We start from the raw sequence: 17,615 nt of genomic DNA, 5'->3' as shown, positions 1-17,615 counted from the left end.
GAACGCCTCCCCGCCGAACAGGTCGACGCGGCCATTCTCAACGCCATGATCGAGACCTACGCCGGCAGCGGACTCGTCACCGAAGCCGCCGCCGCCCTCGCCGGTCGAATCGCCGACACCCGCGCCGCCCACCGCGCCGAGCTCGCCACCATCGACAGCGAGATCAGCAAGGCCGAAACCGCGATCGACCGCTACTTCAACGCCTTCGAAGCTGGCACCATGACCGACGCCATCGCCGGAGGCCGCATCGAGAAACTGACCATCAAGATCAAGGAACTGCAGGGCCGCCGGGCCGAACTCGTCGACCACCTCGCCGACGACGCCACCCAGCCCGTCCCACCCACCGCCGCTGACCTGACCCGCCTGTCCACCCAGATCGCCGACGCCATCCGTGATGGCGCCCCGGCCACACTGCGTCGACTCACCGATGCCCTCGTCGCCGAGATCACCGTCACCAGTCGCGCCCACATCCAGCCCACGTTCCGCATCCCAACCCAGCCAGCCGCACCCACGGACGGCAGCGACAACGGGCAGGACGGAACGCAACCGTCCGACAACGCTACGGAGGTTCGCGCAATACGCGGATCGGTGCGCCCGGCAGGGATCGAACCTGCGACCCAGTGCTTAGAAGGCACTCGCTCTATCCGCTGAGCTACGGGCGCGTTGTTCCATTGTGGGGCTCGCGGACGAGTCCCGGGTGGGATGGACAGTGTCCACCTCAGGTCAGTCGATGGTGCACCGACCCCCGGTGTCCTCGCGCGTCGGCTCCGCCTCGGGAGGTGGAGCCGACGTCCCGCGTGCCTGCTGGCCGAGTACGGCGTCAGCTGGCCAGTTTGGCCAGCTCGTCGAACTCGGAGTCGGTGAGGCTGACTCCTGCCGCGGCGACGTTCTCCTCCAGGTGGGCGGTCGACGACGTGCCCGGGATCGGCAGCATCACGGGTGACCTGCGCAGCAGCCATGCCAGCGCCAGCTGCGCGGGTTGCGAGCCGTGCCGCTTCGCGATCGCGTCGAGGACTCCGCCTGGTCGCGCGAGTGTACCGGTCGCGACGGGGAACCAGGGGATGAAACCGATGCCCTCGCGTTCCGCGTAGTCGAGGACGTCCTCGGAGGCGCGGTCGGCGAGGTTGTATCGGTTCTGCACGCTGACGATCTCCGCCAGCGACCGGCTGTGCTCCAGCTCGGCGACGCTGACCTCGGAGAGCCCGATGTGGCGGATCTTGCCTTCCTGCTGCAGCGCCCGCAGCTCGCCGAGGGACTCCTCGACGGGAGTCCTCGGGTCGATGCGGTGGAGCTGGTAGAGATCGATGCGCTCGAGCTTGAGGCGGCGCAGCGACAGTTCGACCTGCTGGCGCAGGTATGGGGCGCGTCCCACGGCAGTCCACTGGTCCGGCCCCTGCCGCGTGAGACCGCCCTTCGTCGCGATCACCAGGCCGTCTGGATAGGGGTGCAGGGCCTCGGCGATCAACTCCTCGCTGACGTGCGGGCCGTAGGAGTCGGCCGTGTCGATGAAGTTCACGCCGAGTTCCACCGACCTGCGCAGTACGGCGATGGCCTCCGCCCGGTCCGCGGGTTCGCCCCAGATGCCCGGCCCGGTGATCCGCATCGCGCCGAAACCGAGCCGGTTCACGGGTAGTTCGCCTCCGAGCAGGAACGTCCCGCTCGCCGCCGCGGTCACGTCGCGGCTGGCTGCCTGAGTCGACATACCGTTCCTTCCTCCAGGTGTGCGGGCACCGTCGCCGGGCACCGGCGGACAGGACACCGGCCGGTGGGGTGGTGCGCCGTCCTGCACGGCGGCAACCCGAATCCGCCTCCGGGTTGTTCCCGCGCTCCGTGCTTGTTACGTGTCCCGCGCTCGATGGCTGGCCGTCGGCCGCCTTCGCCGCCCGTGACGAGAGTGAGGGTAGGGACGCGCCACCGCTCGGGTGCGTCGTGAGATCGGCCTGGGGATGGCGAACAGTTATCCACAGCTGACAAGAACAGGTTCCCATCACATGGACGGCGGCGCAGAGTGATGGCGTGGGTGCGCGGCCGGCCAGCTCTCGCCGCCTGGACCTCCGGGTCCGTTGTGGTGGGCCGCCGTCCTCCGGGTCGTCTCCCTGTCCCCGAGATGTTCGCCAAGGAGCCTTCCATGCTCGACACCACGATCACACTGATCGGCAACCTCGTGGAGAATCCGGTGCTGCGGGTGACCGCCAGCGGTGTCTCCGTCTGCGGTTTCCGCGTCGCCTCCACGCCGCGCCGGTACGACCGCTCCGAACAGCGCTGGGTGGACGGCAACACCCTCTACCTGCGCGTCTCCTGCTGGCGTCAGCTCGCCGAGAACGTCTCGGTCAGCCTGTCGCGGGGCGACCGGGCGCTCGTTGTCGGCCGCCTGCGGCAGAACAACTTCGAGACGCAGGACGGCGACCGGCGGGTCACCTACGAGATCGACGCGGACGCGGTCGCGGCGGAACTCACCTGGCGTCCGGTCGACGTCCGGCGGGTCGCGCGCGGGGCCGGCCCCGCTGACGAGGTTCCGCTGCCGGAGACGGGCGAGCACCCGGTTGACCCCTTCGGTGCCGACTCCACCGACCTCGACGGCGGCGGTGTGGAGGAGAGCGTCGGTGCGGGGGCAACGGGAGCCGGTGGTCTGGTTCCCGCGGAGGCGGTCCGGCAGTTGGCCGTCGAGACCCCCACCACCGGTGGGCCGGGGCTCACGCCGGCGGGGTCGGACCTGGTCGATGCCGTCTCGCGTGACTCTGTCCCGGTCGACTCCGCGCCGGTCGGCGGCAGCGCGCAGGCCGCCGGAGCGGCGCCCCTCGGGTGGTCCGAGACCGGCCCGACGCCGGCTTCGCTGTTCACGGAGCGCGGGCGCGGCGGTGAGCTCACGACGCCGGCCTTCCGCACCCCGAGCACCTCCGCCTCCTCCGGGGGCGTCACCTTCGGCCTCGCTGACGTCGTCGGCGAGGTCCGCCTGCTGGGGCTGGGCGGGGCCTTCGGATAGTGGGGTCGCCGGCAATCGCGTAATGGGCGGGTCTGACCGACATGCGGTGACCGATGGGGCCACCAGCCGAAGGGCGGTCCAGGTCGCTCGGTACCGTGCCGAGGGTGAGCAGGTCGAGTGATCCCGGCGCCGGCGCGGTCTCCGCGCCGGACGAGCCGTCCGACCGGATCGGCAAGGCCTCCGCGGACCAGATCGGCACGGTCGTCCCGGACCGCCTGATCGTGACGCCTGAGCCGCTGCCCCGGCGGCTGTGGCGTCGCTGCCAGGCGGTCAGCACGGCCGGCCGGTACGTGGCGGTCCTGGCCTTGGCCAGTGCGACGGTGGCCGTCCTGCTGCGGCACAACCTGTTCCCGTACCTGTCGGTCAACAACGACGAGGTCATCTACCTCCTGCACGCCCGGACGCTGGCGGACGGCCACCTCTTTCCGTCTGCGCCTGATCCAGCCGCGTCGTACGCACCCTGGCTCGCCGCCATCTCGGGTGATCACTTCGTTCTGAAGTACACACCGTTCGTCCCGGGGTTGTTCGCGTTGGGCCTCATGCTGACGGGCAGCGTCTCGCCGGTGCTGGCGGTCATCGCGGCGGCGGCGGTGATCGTTACCTACCTGCTCGGTGTCGAGCTGGCGGGGGAACGGAGGGTCGCGGCGCTGGCCGCGACGCTGCTGGCCTTCTCCCCGTTGATGATCGTGCAGAGTGCGCTGGTGCTGAGCTACCTGCCGGTGCTCGTGCTGATGGAGCTGACGTTCCTCGGCCTGCTCCGTGGGCTGAGAGCCGGCGGGCCGAGCGATGGCGGTCGGCGCTCCGCGCGGCACGGCGGGCGGGCGCTTGCCGGAGCGGGGCTCGCGGTCGGCGTGGCCGTGGCGGTGCGGCCGTATGACGTGGTCCTCCTGCTCGGCCCGGTGGCGGTCTGGGGCGTCGTGACGGCGCGCAGGTCCGGGCGGCTCGGGTGGGCCCTGCGCTGGACGGCTGCCGGGCTCGTGCTCCCGGCCGCGATCCTGCTGGCGTCCAATGCCGCGGCGACCGGCAGCCCGTTCAGGTTGCCGTTCGCGCTGCTCGAATCGGACGACAAGCTCGGGTTCGGCGTGCGCAGGCTGTACCCGTCGGACGGCGGGCACGACTTCGGGCTCGGTGACGGCCTGGCATCGGTCGGGGATCATCTCTGGCTGCTCGGTGGCTGGGCCTGCGGCGGGGTGGTGCTCGCCGTGGCCGCGATCGTGGCGGCCGCGCGGCGCCGGCTGAATGGGCCGGGGTACGCCCTCGGTGTCGGCACGGTGCTGTTCGTGGTCGGTTACATCGGCTTCTGGGGGGCGTGGAACGCGGCGGAGCTGTGGGGCGGCATCCGATACGTCGGGCCGTTCTACCTGATGCCTGTGCTGATCGGGCTCGTGCACCTCGGCGCGCGCGGGCTGGTCGACCTCGCCGGCTGGTCACGGCGGCGGGCGGCACGGGCGGTGACCGGGGTGTGCGCCGCGGGTGTCGTCGGGCTGACGACGTTCGTCCTCGTCGGCGCGATCGACGCGAACGCGACGATGACGGACCACGACCGTGACCTGGCGGCGATGCTGCGGGCCCTGCCCGGGCGGTCCCTGGTACTGGTGGCTGCCAGCCCGCCCTATCTAGGCCATCCGAGCGGGGTCACCACCAACGGGGCCGATCTCGACGGTGCCGACGGTGACGGGCCGTTGCTGTTCGCGGTCTCGCGGGGGGTGGCCGACCTGGAGGTCGTCGCCGACCACCCCGACCGCACGCCGTACCTGCTCCGCATGCCGCCGGCCTACAACCGGTCCCCGGGCTCGGTGACGCGCTCGCGGGTGGACGCGCTCACGGTGGCCACCGGTCGTACGGTCGGCGTCGAGGTCAGCGTGGACGCGCCGCCGCGCGGGACGCGCGCGGCCCAGCTGGTGTTCGAAGCCGGTGGGGTCCGGCTGACCTACCCGGTCTCAGCGAACGGGCCCGTGACCGCGCGGCTCACCCTTGACGCGGACGGCCTCGACACCGACGACGTCACGGAGGTCGTGATCTACGGTGGTGGCGAGACCAGGGGATCTCCGGCGGGCGTGGCCACCGGGCGCCCGGCCGGCCGGGCGAAGATCACGAAGGTGCCCGGGGCGGGGACGTCCGTGACGGTGTCGCTGCTGGCCACCCCGGCGTCCGGTGGCCGGGCGCGGACCGTCGACCGGCAGGTGATCCCCGTCCTCGCCGAGGATCCCAGCGGCGCCGACGCCGGTGGGACGGAGCCGGGCGATGTGGCAGTCCTCGCGCCGAGCGCCCACGTGGACGAGACCGGCCAGGGCCCGCGGCCCGCCGTCCGCATCGCGCTGTCCTGACCCGCATCGCGCCTGATCCGCGGCGCGCTGTTGTGACAGTCAGGCCAGTCGGTGGATCGGTGGCGGGGCGTAGGTGCCGCTGAGTACCTCCTTGCCGGGCAGATACATCCGCAGCGTCAGCCGGAAGTCACCCGTCGCGGCCGGCAGCCAGTTCACCGGCATCGCCGCACCGGCGTCCGTCGCGGTCTCCGTTGCCGGAGCGTCGCTTTGGATCAGTATCGGGACGGTTCCGTCGGCGGCGTGGACGAGATCGTCCCGGCTGTCGATCGCGTACCGGTGCAGGGGGTTGTCGACGAGGTAGCTCTCGGGCTCGTCGTACATCGCGACCGTCCAGAACGCGTCGACCGCCGGTGGCGGGAGGCGGAGCAGGTAGCTGTGCGCGCCGGTGAGGTGGCGCCCGTCGGCGTCCACCGAGCAGCACGCCGACGTCGACTCGTAGGCGTGGACGATGCCGAGCGGCCGGCGCGCTGCCATCGCACGGGCGATCCGGGCCTGCGCCCGGTCCGGGATCTCCCAGTGCCGGTCGTCCAGCACGCCCGGGCCGAACCGGTCGAGGTTGTAGTCGGCCTCGTGCAGGGTGCCGACCCAGCCCTGATGGGCCCGGCGGCCGGCGGCGGCGAGCCGTTCCAGTTCGTCCCGGCCCGTGCGCAGGCCGCTGCGCAGCGACCAGGCGAGCCGCGGATCGGGGTCGATGTACGGGGACGGGTCCGTCAGCAGGCCGAGCGCCTCGAACCGGCGGGCGTAGTCGCCTTCCGCGGCCGGCGGGGGGAAGGCGTGCAGCCAGGTTCTCAGCTCCTCCCAGAAGCGCAGGTCGTCGCAGACGCGCTTGGAGCCGTCCGGTGGCCCCTCCGGCCGCCGCGCGCCCGGATCGGGCGGGCGCAGGGTCAGCGTGCCCTGAAGGGCCCGGACGGCGGGCAGGTCCGCCGGCCCGCCGTAGCCGAACCGGGCGATGATGCTGACGACCCGCGACGGCGCCTCGACCACGCGGTCGTGCGCGGAAGCGTCCGCCGCGCTGGAAGCGTCCGCAGTGCCGGGTGGGAGCAGCAGGATGTCGCCACCGTCGTCCCCGGTGACCCGGGTGCCGAGATAGGCGAACACGTTCAGCCACACGTCGTAGAACTCCAGGACGAGGTAGCGCCCGGGAGTCGGCGGCACGTGCAGGACCAGGGGCCCGGGGCTCAGGTCGACCTGGGCGAGCGAGACCAGGACGTCCGGGCTGACGTGCAGGAAGTGTGAGTGCGGACCGGGCGGGTCGGTCTCGTGGGCGAAGGCGTTGAAGCCGGCCGGCTCGATCGGCCCGAGCCCGTCGTGGGCGATCCTGATGATCTGCCGGACCGCGCACACGAGGGGGTACCCGAAGAAGAATGCCTCGCAGGCAAGTCCGACTCGCTGGTCATCCGCTCGCATGTGGCCTCCCGGGAGCCCCGGCCCACCGACACTCGGCCGATGGCCGATGGTGCTCGCCCGACTCCGGGGAGTACCCGATTCGTGCCCGGTTGAACATCGGGCGGGCCCGCCGGCGGCTCACGGTGGAACCGCCGGTGGCCCGCGATGGGATCACCGCCGTGGGGCTTCTGGGCGCCATGCCCTAGGGTTGACGCATGGCGCAGTACGTCTTCCAGATGCGCAAGGCCCGCAAGGCCCACGGCGACAAGGTGATCCTCGACGACGTCACCCTGGCGTTCCTGCCCGGCGCGAAGATCGGCGTCGTCGGGCCGAACGGCGCCGGGAAGTCGTCGCTGCTCAAGATCATGGCCGGCCTCGACCACCCGAGCAACGGCGACGCGATCCTGAGCCCCGGCTACACGGTCGGCATGCTCGCGCAGGAGCCGCGGCTCGACGAGGCCAAGGACGTCCGCGGCAACGTCGAGGACGGCGTCCGCGAGATCCGCGCGGTGCTCGCCCGGTACGAGGAGATCAACGAGAAGATGGCCGCGCCCGACGCGGACTTCGACACGCTCCTCGCCGACCAGGCGGCGCTGATCGACAAGATCGAGGCGGCGAACGCCTGGGAGCTCGACAGCCAGATCGACCAGGCGATGGACGCCCTGCGCCTGCCGCCCGGCGATGCGGACGTCACCGCGCTCTCCGGTGGTGAGCGCCGCCGGGTGGCGCTGTGCAAGCTGCTGCTCGAGGCGCCCGACCTGCTGCTGCTGGACGAGCCGACCAACCACCTCGACGCGGAGAGCGTCGCCTGGCTGGAGCAGCACCTGGCCCGCTACGCCGGGGCGGTGCTGGCCGTCACGCACGACCGGTACTTCCTCGACAACGTCGCCGGCTGGATCCTCGAGCTCGACCGCGGCCGCGCCCACCCCTACGAGGGCAACTACTCCACCTATCTGGAGAACAAGGCGTCCCGGCTCAAGGTCGAGGGCCAGAAGGACGCCAAGCGCCGCCGGGCGCTCGCCCAGGAGCTCGAGTGGGTCCGCTCGAACCCGAAGGCGCGGCAGGCCAAGAGCAAGTCCCGACTGGCCCGCTACGAGGAACTGGCGGCCGAGGCGGACAAGGCCAGGCCGCGCGACTTCGAGGAGATCCAGATCCCGCCCGGCCCGCGGCTGGGCAGCCTGGTGATCGAGGCGAAGAAGCTCACCAAGGGCTTCGGCGAGCGGGTGCTCATCGACGACCTGTCGTTCAGCCTGCCGCGTGGTGGCATCGTCGGCGTGATCGGCCCGAACGGCGTCGGCAAGACCACGCTGTTCACGATGATCGTCGGCCAGGCGTCGCCGGATTCCGGCGAGCTGCAGATCGGCGAGACGGTCGACATCGCCTACGTGGACCAGTCCCGCGGCGGTCTCGACGCGAAGAAGAACGTGTGGGAGATCGTCTCCGACGGGCTGGACCACATCGTCGTCGGGAAGACCGACATCCCGAGCCGGGCGTACGTGTCGTCGTTCGGGTTCAAGGGTCCTGACCAGCAGAAGCCGGTCGGCGTGCTCTCCGGCGGTGAGCGCAACCGGCTGAACCTGGCGCTGACCCTCAAGCGCGGCGGCAACGTGCTGCTGCTCGACGAGCCCACGAACGACCTGGACGTGGAGACCCTGCGGTCGCTGGAGGAGGCGCTGCTGGAGTTCCCGGGCTGCGCCGTGGTCGTCTCCCACGACCGGTGGTTCCTGGACCGGGTCGCGACGCACATCCTGGCCTGGGAGGGCACCGAGGCCGACCCGGCCCGCTGGTTCTGGTACGAGGGCAACTTCGCCGACTACGAGACCAACAAGGTCGAGCGGCTCGGCGCGGACGCGGCCCGCCCGCACCGGGTGACGTACCGCAAACTCACCCGCGACTAGCTCCCACGAGACCGTGACCGTCGAGGGCCGGGAAGTCGACTGACTTCCCGGCCCTCGACGCGTGGGCCCGGGACCCGGCATGGCATCCGGGTGCAGGAAGGATCAGCCCGGGCGGTTCTGCAGGGAGTTCGCGGCCATCAGCAGGTAGTCCCAGAGCTGGGCGCGGTGTTCCGGGGCGAGACCGAGGCTGTCGACCGCGGATTCCATGATGCGCAGCCAGGCGTCCCGCTCGGCCGGGCCGATCGCGAACGGCACGTGCCGCATCCGCAGCCGGGGATGGCCGCGCTGCTCGCTGTACGTCGTCGGCCCGCCCCAGTACTGGATGAGGAACAGTCGCAGCCGCTCCTCGGCCGCCGCCAGATCCTCGTCGGGGTAGAGCGGCCGGAGCACCGGGTCGCTGGCCACCCCCTCGTAGAACCTGGCCACCAACGCGCGGAACGTCGCCTCGCCGCCGACGGCCTCGTAGAAGTCTGCGCGTGGTCGCGCGGGTGACGGTTGGTTCACGGGTCCATTCTGCGCCACTGGACGGCCGCTCCCCGGCCGCGGCCCCGACCTCGATCGACGGGACGTCCGGCCCGGTGGTGGTCGTGGACGGGTCTGCCGAGGTGAGCGGTTCGACGGGCGGTGGACGTCCGCCGTGCGGCGGTAGCCGGGTGGATCAACCCGAACGGGGGATGACCCACGCGGTGGTGTCCGGCGGCAGGACGAGCGTCGCGCCGTCGTAGCCGACCGGCCCGCTCGCCAGCACCAGCCGGCCGGCGATCTCCAGGCGTATCTCGCTCCGTGTGGCCATCACACAGGTCAGGGCGCCGGCGGCGGACGTCCGGTCGAAGGCCAGGCAGTCCGCGGGCAGATCGTCCCGCCAGCGGAACCCGGGCCGCGTGCCTGCCGGCCGCCCCGGCTCGCCCGAGTGCCCCGGCCCACCCGGCTTGGCCGCGCCGCCCGGCTTGGCCGCGCCACCCGGCCCGGCTGGTCCGCCGAGGAAGGGGAGCGCGCGGCGTAGCGCCAGCGCGCCGCGGACGAGCACCCTGGTCGACATCGGGTCCACGGACTGGGCGGACGCGGTCAGCGTCGCCCAGTCGGGCGGTTGCGGGAGCCACGGCTCGGCTGCCCCGGCGCTGAACCCGTACGGAGGCGCGTCGCCGGACCACGGCAGCGGCACCCGTGCGCCGTCCCGGCCGGGCGAGGTGTGGCCGGACCGTTCCCAGACCGGGTCCTGGCGGGCCTCGGGCGGGACGTCGACCTGCGGCAGGCCGAGCTCGTCGCCCTGGTACAGGTAGACCGTGCCGGGCAGCGCCAGCAGCGTCAGCAGCGCCGCCCGGGCCCGGCGCAGGCCGGTCTCACCGCCGCCGTAGCGGCTGACCGGACGGACGACGTCGTGGTTGGCCAGCACCCAGGTCGGCGGCGCGCAGACGGCGGCTGTCGCGGCCCGGGCGGCATCGATCGCCGCCCGCCACGCCGGGGCGGAGAACGGCGCGTACAGCAGCGAGAACGTGAAGGTCAGGTGCAGCTCGTCGGGACGGACGTACCGGGCGAGGCGCCCCGGGTCGGCGACCCAGGTCTCGCCGACGAGCACCCGCTGTCGGCCGTCGCGCCGGTCGTGGGCGTCGACGATCGCCCGCCACTCGCGGTAGATCTCGTGGACGCCGTCCTGATCCCAAGCGTGCGGCTCGATCTCCTCCCGGAAGCCGGTCTCCGGCGTGGGGAGCGCGTCGGTCGGATGGTCGCGCAGCTCACCGTCCTTGACCAGGCCGTGCGAGACGTCGATCCGGAAGCCGTCGACCCCCCGGTCGAGCCAGAATCGGATGATCTCGGCGTGCGCCGCCCGCACCCGCGGATGCTGCCAGTTCCAGTCCGGCTGCTCCGGGGCGAACAGGTGCAGGTACCACTGGCCGTCCGGAACCCTCGTCCAGGCGGGGCCACCGAACACCGAGATCCAGTTGTTCGGGGGGAGCGCACCGTCCGGGCCGCGCCCGTCCCGGAAAAGGTAGAGGTCCCGCTCCGGCGCGCCCGGCCCGGCCGCGAGCGCCGCCTGGAAGGCGGGGTGCGCGCTGCTGGAGTGGTTCGGGACCAGGTCGACGACGACCTTCAGGCCGGCCTCGTGGGCGTCGCGCAGCAGCGCGTCGACGTCCGAGAGAGTGCCGAACAAGGGGTCGACGTCGGTGTGGTCGGCCACGTCGTAGCCGTGATCGGCCATGGGGGAGCGGTAGAAGGGGCTGACCCAGATCCCGTCGACGCCCAGGTCGGCGAGGTCGGGCAGGCGCCGGCGGATGCCCTCGATGTCGCCGACCCCGTCGCCGTCGGCGTCGGCGAAGCTGCGGACGTAGACCTCGTACATCACGGCGTCGTGCCACCACGCGGAGTAATCGGTCTCCTCGGTTCCCGGTGGTGGCGCGGCCGGGCCGGAGCGGCCGCCGGGCTGCCCGGGTTCGCCCGCACGGTATGCGACAACGGGATCCATGCCAGCATCAAACCCTCTCTGCGGGCATGAAGTAAACGGGATGCTCCGGTTACGGAAAGTGTCCGTCGAGCGGCTCGGCGGGCGCGATGTCCGACTCTCGAACTACACTTCCGCGAGTGGATGACGTCACTGTCCGTTATGGTGTGCTTCCTGGGGGTAGATGTGTCCCGGTGGCTAAACGTCCCCTCGGTGCCGCGGCCGATCCGGTCGAGGCGTCCGGACGGGCGGCATCCGGACCGGCGACGTCCGGATGGGAGAGTCGAGGCCCGGTGATCGACACGGAGTCCCGCTCGGCGGGCTGGGCCGCCACGACGGCCACGGTTGGCCGCGCCATCGTCCGCGAGCTGTCGAGTATCCGGCGCCGGCGCCGCGCGCACGTCACCGAGGAGGCGACGCTCGAGCAGCTGTCGTTCCTCGCCGACGCGAGCCTGGTCCTGAGCAGCTCGCTCGACCCGCAGCGGATCATCGACATGATCGCATCCCTGGTTGTGCCCCGGATGGGCGACGCGGCCGTGGTCTGGCTTCGCGGCGACGGGGACAGCATTCGGATCGCCGGGTCGCGCTTTCTCGACCCGAAGACGGCGGACTTCGCCCGGGCCATCGTCCAGATCCACCCGCCGACAGCCACCGAGGACATCCCGCCGGGCGTCGTTATCCGGACCGGCCAGTCGTACTACGTGCCCCGCTACACCGAGGACGTCGTCCGCCGGCTGTTCCCCGGCGAGGCCGCTGAGCGGTTCGGGGAGATCCAGGCAGGAGCCGCGATCACCGTGCCGATGTACGCCCGGGGGAGGGTGTTCGGCGCGCTGACGGTCGGCCGGCGCGAATCCGTCGAGTACACCGCGCTCGACATCCGCCTCATCGAGGAGCTGGCCCGGCGCGGCGGCACCGCGCTCGACAACGCGCAGCTCTTCCGGGACGTCGAGGAGTCCGCGCTGACACTGCAGCGCTCGATGCTTCCCGCGCACCCGCCGGCCCTGGACGGCATGGAGATCGCGATGGAGTACCGGCCCGGCACGGCCGGTACGGAGGTCGGCGGGGACCTCTACGACGTCATCCCGCTGCCCGGCGGGCGGGTCGGCGTGGCGATCGGTGACGTGATGGGCCGTGGCCTGCACGCGGCCGCGGTGATGGGCCAGTTGCGGGCCGCACTGCGGGCGTACGCGCTGGAGGACTGGGGGCCCGCCGAGCTGCTGGCCCGGCTCGACCGGGTTGTCGACTCGCTGCCCGGCCTGCAGATGGCCACCTCCATGTACGCGGTGTACGACCCCTACTCCGGCCGGATGACGATCGCGAGCGCGGGCCATCCGCCGCCGCTGTTGCTGCTGCCCGACGAGGAGCCGGACTACCTCGTGCTCGAGCCCGGGCTCCCGCTCGGGACGGGTGAGCAGGGCACCTTCTCCGAGCTGACCGTCTCGCTCCCGTCCGGCTCGGCGTTCGTGATGTTCACCGACGGCCTGGTGGAGTCCCGGCGCCGGCCGCTCGCGGACGGCCTGGAGCACCTGAGGTCGGGCCTGGGCGAGCAGATCGCCCGTCCGCGCGCCGTTCGGGCGTTCGCACCGCCTTCGGATGATCCGTCTGTGGGCGCGGCGCCTGCCACGGGTGATCCGTCTGTGGGCGCGGCGCCTGCCACGGGTGATCCGTCTGTGGGCGCGGCGCCTGCCGCGGGTGATCCGCCCGCGGCCGCCGTGGCGCTGGCGGCCTCCGCGCCGGCCGCCGCGGCTGGCGGAGCCATGGTCACGCCGGAGCGGCGGATCAGGGAGCGGCGGTCGGGCCGGGACCGCCGCGGGGGCTACCGCAGGACGCGGGCGAGCGGTGACCGCCGCCGCACCGGCGGTGGCTTCGCGGCCCGCAGCTGGTCCGGCCCGGACGCGGTGAGCGGCAGCGGATCGGGCCCGAGCGAGGAGAGCGCCCGAACCCTGCTCGAGCGCTGCCTGCTGGCCGCGGATCTCCCGCCGCGCACGGACGACGACATAGCGCTGCTCACGCTGGTCACCCGGCAGCTGCGCCCGCCGCTGCTCCAGCTCGCGCTGCCCGCCGTCGCCGCATCGGCCGGACAGGCCCGCACGGCCGTCCGGCGCTCGCTGCTCGACGCCGGGATCGGATCACTCGACGACGCGATCCTGTTGGTCAGCGAGGTGGTCACCAACGCGGTGCTGCACGCGCGCAGCGATCTCGTGCTGCGGGCCACTCTGGAACCCGGGCGGCTGCGGGTGAGCGTCGAGGACAGGGAGGGCACCGCCCTGCCCCGGCCCGGCGGCAACTCCCCGGACGATCCGGAGGCCGAGCACGGCTGGGGCCTGCTCCTCGTCGAGGCGCTCGCGCAGGCCTGGGGAGTCGAGACGACACCGGACGGCAAGCGCGTCTGGTTCGAGATGGAGATCCCCGACGAGGCCGACCACACCTGAGACCACACTTGAGGACGAGGCGGTGTGCCGGCCGGTGGCCGGTCACCGGCCGGCCGGCGTGGTCGGCTCGATCGAAGTCGACTCCGTCGGGGCTGTCACAGCCGGCGCGGCCGCGGCCGGGGCGGACTCGGCCCGGCGGACGATAGTGCGCAGCATCCCGCCGAAGACCACGGCGTGGAACGGGCTGACGGCCCGCCAGTAGAGGTGGCCCGGCAGCCCGCGCGGCAGGAACAGCGCCCGCTGCCGGTAGACCGTCCCGCCGTCGGGGCCGCCTGGCTCGACGCGCAGTTCGAGCCAGGCGTGGCCGGGCAGCCTCATCTCGGCGCGCAGGCGCAGCAGCCGTCCGGGGACCAGCTCCTCGACCCGCCACAGGTCGATCGCCTCCCCGGTGCGCAGGTGGGCGGGGTCGCGCCGGCCGCGGCGGTGCCCGACCCCGCCGACGAGTGTGTCGAGCCACCCGCGCGCCGACCACGCCAGCGGCCAGCTGTACCAGCCGTTCTCGCCGCCGATCCCCTCGATGACCCGCCACAGGCCTCCCGCCGGCGCGGCCACGGCCTTCGACCGCTCGTCGGTGTAGAGCGAGCTCCCGGCCCAGGCCGGATCGGTCGGGACGGGCTCGCCTGGCGGAGCGCCGCCGGCCAGGATTCCGTTGGACGGGGCGTTGTCCGGCGAGCCGCCGTCCGCCGCGGTCCGGACGTCCGCCGCGACCGGGCGGTGCCCGCGGCGGCCGGCCCGGTCGGCGGAGAGGTACGCGGCGACCTCGGGGAACGGCGCGGCGAGCGGGCTGTCCGGCCAGACCGCAGTCGACCACCGGGTCTCCACCGTCCGGTCGCGCACCCGCGCCAGCGCGTAGGCGACCGCGGTCTCGAACGGCAGCAGCCCCTCGGGCGGGTCCGGCACCCACCGCGCGATGTCGTGCTCGCCGACGACGACCTCCGTCCGCAGCGAGCGGACCAGCGGCCGCGCGATCGCCCGGGGGACCGGCGTCACCACCCCGACCCACAGCGACGACAGGCCGGGGGAGAGCACCGGCACACGGATGATCACTCGGTGACGCAGGCCCTCGACCGCCGCGAAACGCTGCATCATGTCGGCGTAGGTCAGGACGTCCGGCCCGCCGATGTCGAACGAGCGGTTGATCCCGGCCGGCAGCTGGAGACATCCGATGAGGTAGTGCAGGACGTCCCGGACGGCGATCGGCTGGATGCGGGTCCGCACCCAGCGTGGGGTGAGCATCACCGGCAGCCGCTCGGTGAGGTGGCGCAGCATCTCGAACGACGCGCTGCCGCTGCCGATGATGATCGCGGCGCGCAGCACGACCGTGGGCACCCCGGAGTCGAGCAGGATCCGCGCGACCTCCTGCCGGGACGCCAGGTGCGCCGACATGCCGATGCCGGTGGCCGGGCTCAGCCCACCCAGGTAGATGATCCGCCGGACGCCGGCGGCCCGCGCCGCCCGCGCGAACGCCGCGGCCGCCCGGCGGTCGACGGCCGAGAAGTCGCCGCCGGTGTCGATCGAGTGGATCAGGTAGTAGGCGACGTCGACATCCTCCATCGCCGCGTGCAGCGACTCCGGGTCGAGGGCGTCGGCACGGACCACCTCGATGTCGGGATGCCGGGCCCAGCCGACGTCGGACAGCCGCGCCGGATCACGGGTCATGCAGCGGACGTGATGGCCCTGGCCGAGCAGGCGGGGTGCCAGCCGACCACCGATATACCCGGTCGCACCGGTGACGAGTATGCGCACCCCGGGTACCTGCCCCGGCCTGGCGGCGGGTACCGCCCCGCAGACCGGGTGGGACGGGTCAGGCGCTCGCGGCCTCGGAGACGTCCCCCACCGTGCTCAGGTACCGCGACCACCGCGGGTCCATGCGACGGGACCCCAGAATGCGCCAGGCGGCTCCGCTCGGCGCTCTGGGCGCCGTGCGAAGCCGCCAACCGAGGTCCGCGACGGCCCGGTCGGCTTTGACATGGTTGCAGCGGCCGCAGGCCGCCACGACGTTCTCCCATACGTGTGGCCCGCCGCGAGAGCGGGGGATCACGTGATCCAGTGATGTCGCCGGGGCGTTGCAGTACACGCACCGGTGATGGTCGCGTGCCAGTACACCCTTGCGGGTGAGTGGAATCTGTGAACGGTAGGGCACGCGCACGAACCGTGCCAACCGCACGACGATCGGAACCTCGACTGCGGCCGTCGTCGAACGCAGCACCTGGCCGGCGGATTCGACCATCACGGCCTTGTCGGTCAGAACGAGCACCAGTGCTCTTCTTTGTGACACCACGCACAGAGGCTCGTACGTGGCATTGAGAACCAGCGCCTCTGCCACGCGCCGACCTCCTGCCCACCCGAGGGTCCTCGCGGACCGTCCTACCCAGCGTCTCCGGTGACAATGGACAGTCAACCTTCTTCGGCGGCAGAACGCGAGCCTGTTTGCATGGTCATCCGTCCCGGCAAAGCGTCGATGTGCATATCCGGCGTGGTTTGTGACGAACAACAACCTCATTCGACCGTGTGCCGTGACCGAAAAATTACACTGTGTGACTGACTGTCGGGCCGTGTCCGTGTGTGGCCGACACGGGGGTGCCCGCCGTCCGGGTCCGCCGATGGGCAAGACTGTCAAGGTCGACTCGGCGCTGCGCCAGCTCGCTGTGCGGGCTACGGAGCGCCGCCGGGGGATGGGTGCCGGCGGCCTTGCCGCGGCCCGGCCGGGGGGCTTCCAGACGCACACGGCGCCCGATCGGCGTCGATCCGACTGAGAGACCTGCTTACGGAGGATGGCCGGCGTTGTGTCCATCTCACGTGTCCCGTTTGGTGCTGTCCCGTTCGGTGGCGTGCCCGCCGAACCAGTCGCGGCCGGGCTGCCCCCGGCGGTCATGGGCGCGGAGCCGTCCCTGCTGGCTCAGCCCGTGATCCCGATGCTCGGCGCGATCCTGTCGCCCACCGCCGCACCGACGACCGCGGCGACGGTCTCGCCCAGCCCCATACCCTCGGTGTCGATCTCGCCCGGTCCGACGACGGATCCGCTCGTCTCGATCGAGGGCGTCGCGAACGCGCTGCGGGACGCCTGCGGCACGGACCCCGGCCTCATGTGCCGCACCGTGTACGACGTCACGGGCAGTAACTATCTTGCGTCCGGCGCCGAGGTGTTCCTCGGCACGCCGATCAAGATTCTGCTGATTCTGCTGTTCGCGATGGTGATCCGGACGCTGCTGCACCGGTTCATCCGGCGGACCACCGAACGGGCCGCCTCGGGGCGCAGTACCGGCATGCTGCGCGGGCTGCGGTCGAACACCTTGCTGGGCGCATTCGGTGATCCGACCGTTCTGCTCGAGCGGCGGCGCCAGCGCGCCGGAACAGTCGGATCGCTGCTGCGCAGCGTGACGTCAATCTTTGTGTTCGGGCTGGCTTTCCTCACGATCCTCGGCGAGCTCGGCCTGAATCTAGCCCCGATCGTGGCCAGCGCCGGAGTGCTCGGCATCGCCGTCGGTTTCGGTGCGCAGAACCTCGTGCGCGACTTCCTGTCGGGCATGTTCATGCTGCTGGAGGACCAGTACGGCGTCGGCGACGTGATCGATGTCGGCCCGGTCTCGGGCACCGTCGAGGCGGTGAGCCTGCGGATGACCCGAATGCGCGACGTCGAGGGGACGGTCTGGTACGTCCGCAACGGCGAGATAACCCGGGTCGGGAACAAGAGTCAACAGTGGGCCCGCACGGTTCTCGACGTCCCGCTCGACTACGACACCGAGGTCGCCGCCGCGAAACGGGTGCTCGTCCGGACGGCCGACAAGCTGTGGAAGGACGAGGCCTGGTCCGGCCTGATCCTCGCCGAGCCGGAGGTCTGGGGCATGGAGACCATGACCGCGGACGGCTACACGCTGCGGATCGCCATCAAGACCCAGCCGCTCAAGCAGTGGGACGTCGCCCGCGAGCTGCGGGAGCGGGTCCGGGCGTCGCTCGGCCGGGCCGGGATCGAGCTCGGCACCGTCCAGCGCAGCGAGGTCGTGGTCGTCGACGACGATGACGACGACAAGCCCGCCGAGGAGGAGGAGACGCCGGGCGGCACCGGCGGCTCGCCGGGCCAGGGCGCGAACGACGTGCCGACACCCAGGATCGATCCGCCCGCGCCGGCCCCTTCCAGGCACAGCGCCTGAA

Annotated in this window: 12 protein-coding genes and 1 tRNA gene; 6 read left to right on the top strand and 7 right to left on the bottom strand. The window is 72.3% G+C overall.

All coding sequences use genetic code 11. The features are described 5' to 3' along the window. Positions 1 to 589 precede the first annotated feature (589 nt). Both AC559T_RS19580 and AC559T_RS19575 read right to left on the bottom strand, forming a co-directional pair. Positions 590 to 662 (bottom strand) — tRNA-Arg (locus tag AC559T_RS19580). A 158-nt stretch (positions 663 to 820) separates the two neighbouring features. Then, positions 821 to 1,702, bottom strand: a complete 882-nt coding sequence (locus AC559T_RS19575; protein ID WP_498869667.1) for an aldo/keto reductase — start codon at positions 1,700 to 1,702, stop codon at positions 821 to 823. Positions 1,703 to 2,128: 426 nt separating this feature from the next. On the opposite strand from AC559T_RS19575, the gene ssb reads away from it, so the two are divergent. Next, the gene (ssb, locus tag AC559T_RS19570; protein ID WP_235014290.1) at positions 2,129 to 2,983 is read left to right on the top strand and encodes a single-stranded DNA-binding protein; all 855 of its coding nucleotides are present in this window, start codon (positions 2,129 to 2,131) and stop codon (positions 2,981 to 2,983) included. 53 nt (positions 2,984 to 3,036) lie between these two features. Further along, positions 3,037 to 5,310 carry a DUF7846 domain-containing protein gene (locus tag AC559T_RS19565; RefSeq protein ID WP_498869666.1) on the top strand — a complete coding sequence of 758 codons (2,274 nt, stop codon included), beginning with the start codon at positions 3,037 to 3,039 and terminating at the stop codon, positions 5,308 to 5,310. Positions 5,311 to 5,349: 39 nt separating this feature from the next. Here the strand turns inward: AC559T_RS19565 and AC559T_RS19560 are convergent, their stop codons facing one another. Continuing rightward, a complete protein-coding gene (locus tag AC559T_RS19560; protein WP_498869665.1) occupies positions 5,350 to 6,717 on the bottom strand; it encodes a DUF1254 domain-containing protein in 1,368 nt (455 codons plus the stop codon). Between the two features lie 194 nt (positions 6,718 to 6,911). Here AC559T_RS19560 and ettA point away from each other — a divergent pair, with 194 nt between their 5' ends. Beyond that, the gene (gene ettA, locus AC559T_RS19555) at positions 6,912 to 8,594 is read left to right on the top strand and encodes an energy-dependent translational throttle protein EttA (protein WP_071059540.1); all 1,683 of its coding nucleotides are present in this window, start codon (positions 6,912 to 6,914) and stop codon (positions 8,592 to 8,594) included. 102 nt (positions 8,595 to 8,696) lie between these two features. Here ettA and AC559T_RS19550 read toward each other — a convergent pair whose 3' ends face one another. Beyond that, on the bottom strand, positions 8,697 to 9,116 hold the full coding sequence (locus AC559T_RS19550; protein WP_020462784.1) for a globin: 420 nt from the start codon (positions 9,114 to 9,116) through the stop codon (positions 8,697 to 8,699). A 136-nt stretch (positions 9,117 to 9,252) separates the two neighbouring features. Further along, the gene (locus tag AC559T_RS19545; RefSeq protein ID WP_498869664.1) at positions 9,253 to 11,055 is read right to left on the bottom strand and encodes a glycoside hydrolase family 13 protein; all 1,803 of its coding nucleotides are present in this window, start codon (positions 11,053 to 11,055) and stop codon (positions 9,253 to 9,255) included. A 170-nt stretch (positions 11,056 to 11,225) separates the two neighbouring features. Here AC559T_RS19545 and AC559T_RS19540 point away from each other — a divergent pair, with 170 nt between their 5' ends. Next, the gene (locus tag AC559T_RS19540) at positions 11,226 to 13,463 is read left to right on the top strand and encodes an ATP-binding SpoIIE family protein phosphatase (RefSeq protein ID WP_498869663.1); all 2,238 of its coding nucleotides are present in this window, start codon (positions 11,226 to 11,228) and stop codon (positions 13,461 to 13,463) included. Positions 13,464 to 13,505: 42 nt separating this feature from the next. On the opposite strand, the gene AC559T_RS19535 is transcribed toward AC559T_RS19540, so the two are convergent. Both AC559T_RS19535 and AC559T_RS19530 read right to left on the bottom strand, forming a co-directional pair. Beyond that, positions 13,506 to 15,209 carry an SDR family oxidoreductase gene (locus AC559T_RS19535; RefSeq protein WP_498869662.1) on the bottom strand — a complete coding sequence of 568 codons (1,704 nt, stop codon included), beginning with the start codon at positions 15,207 to 15,209 and terminating at the stop codon, positions 13,506 to 13,508. A gap of 58 nt (positions 15,210 to 15,267) precedes the next feature. Continuing rightward, entirely contained in the window at positions 15,268 to 15,789 is a 522-nt protein-coding gene (locus AC559T_RS19530; protein WP_020462780.1) for an HNH endonuclease, read from the bottom strand. Between the two features lie 277 nt (positions 15,790 to 16,066). On the opposite strand from AC559T_RS19530, the gene AC559T_RS19525 reads away from it, so the two are divergent. Next, on the top strand, positions 16,067 to 16,219 hold the full coding sequence (locus AC559T_RS19525) for a hypothetical protein (protein ID WP_165938402.1): 153 nt from the start codon (positions 16,067 to 16,069) through the stop codon (positions 16,217 to 16,219). Between the two features lie 159 nt (positions 16,220 to 16,378). Beyond that, positions 16,379 to 17,614, top strand: a complete 1,236-nt coding sequence (locus AC559T_RS19520; RefSeq protein WP_498869669.1) for a mechanosensitive ion channel family protein — start codon at positions 16,379 to 16,381, stop codon at positions 17,612 to 17,614. The last annotated feature ends 1 nt before the right edge of the window (position 17,615 follow it).

This window comes from Frankia sp. Hr75.2, assembly GCF_949319125.1.
Classification (GTDB): domain Bacteria; phylum Actinomycetota; class Actinomycetes; order Frankiales; family Frankiaceae; genus Parafrankia; species Parafrankia soli.
The sequence above is the reverse complement of the archived record's forward strand: the minus strand, read 5'-3'. Positions and strand labels throughout refer to the sequence as shown.

Bases quoted from the DNA above. Each gene is read 5' to 3' on its own strand.
- ssb (WP_235014290.1), top strand. From the start codon at position 2,129: ATGCTCGACACCACGATCACACTGATCGGCAACCTCGTGGAGAATCCG.
- AC559T_RS19560 (WP_498869665.1), bottom strand. From the start codon at position 6,717: ATGCGAGCGGATGACCAGCGAGTCGGACTTGCCTGCGAGGCATTCTTC.
- AC559T_RS19545 (WP_498869664.1), bottom strand. From the start codon at position 11,055: ATGGATCCCGTTGTCGCATACCGTGCGGGCGAACCCGGGCAGCCCGGC.
- AC559T_RS19565 (WP_498869666.1), top strand. From the start codon at position 3,037: ATGGGGCCACCAGCCGAAGGGCGGTCCAGGTCGCTCGGTACCGTGCCG.
- AC559T_RS19520 (WP_498869669.1), top strand. From the start codon at position 16,379: ATGCTCGGCGCGATCCTGTCGCCCACCGCCGCACCGACGACCGCGGCG.
- AC559T_RS19525 (WP_165938402.1), top strand. From the start codon at position 16,067: ATGGGCAAGACTGTCAAGGTCGACTCGGCGCTGCGCCAGCTCGCTGTG.
- AC559T_RS19575 (WP_498869667.1), bottom strand. From the start codon at position 1,702: ATGTCGACTCAGGCAGCCAGCCGCGACGTGACCGCGGCGGCGAGCGGG.
- ettA (WP_071059540.1), top strand. From the start codon at position 6,912: ATGGCGCAGTACGTCTTCCAGATGCGCAAGGCCCGCAAGGCCCACGGC.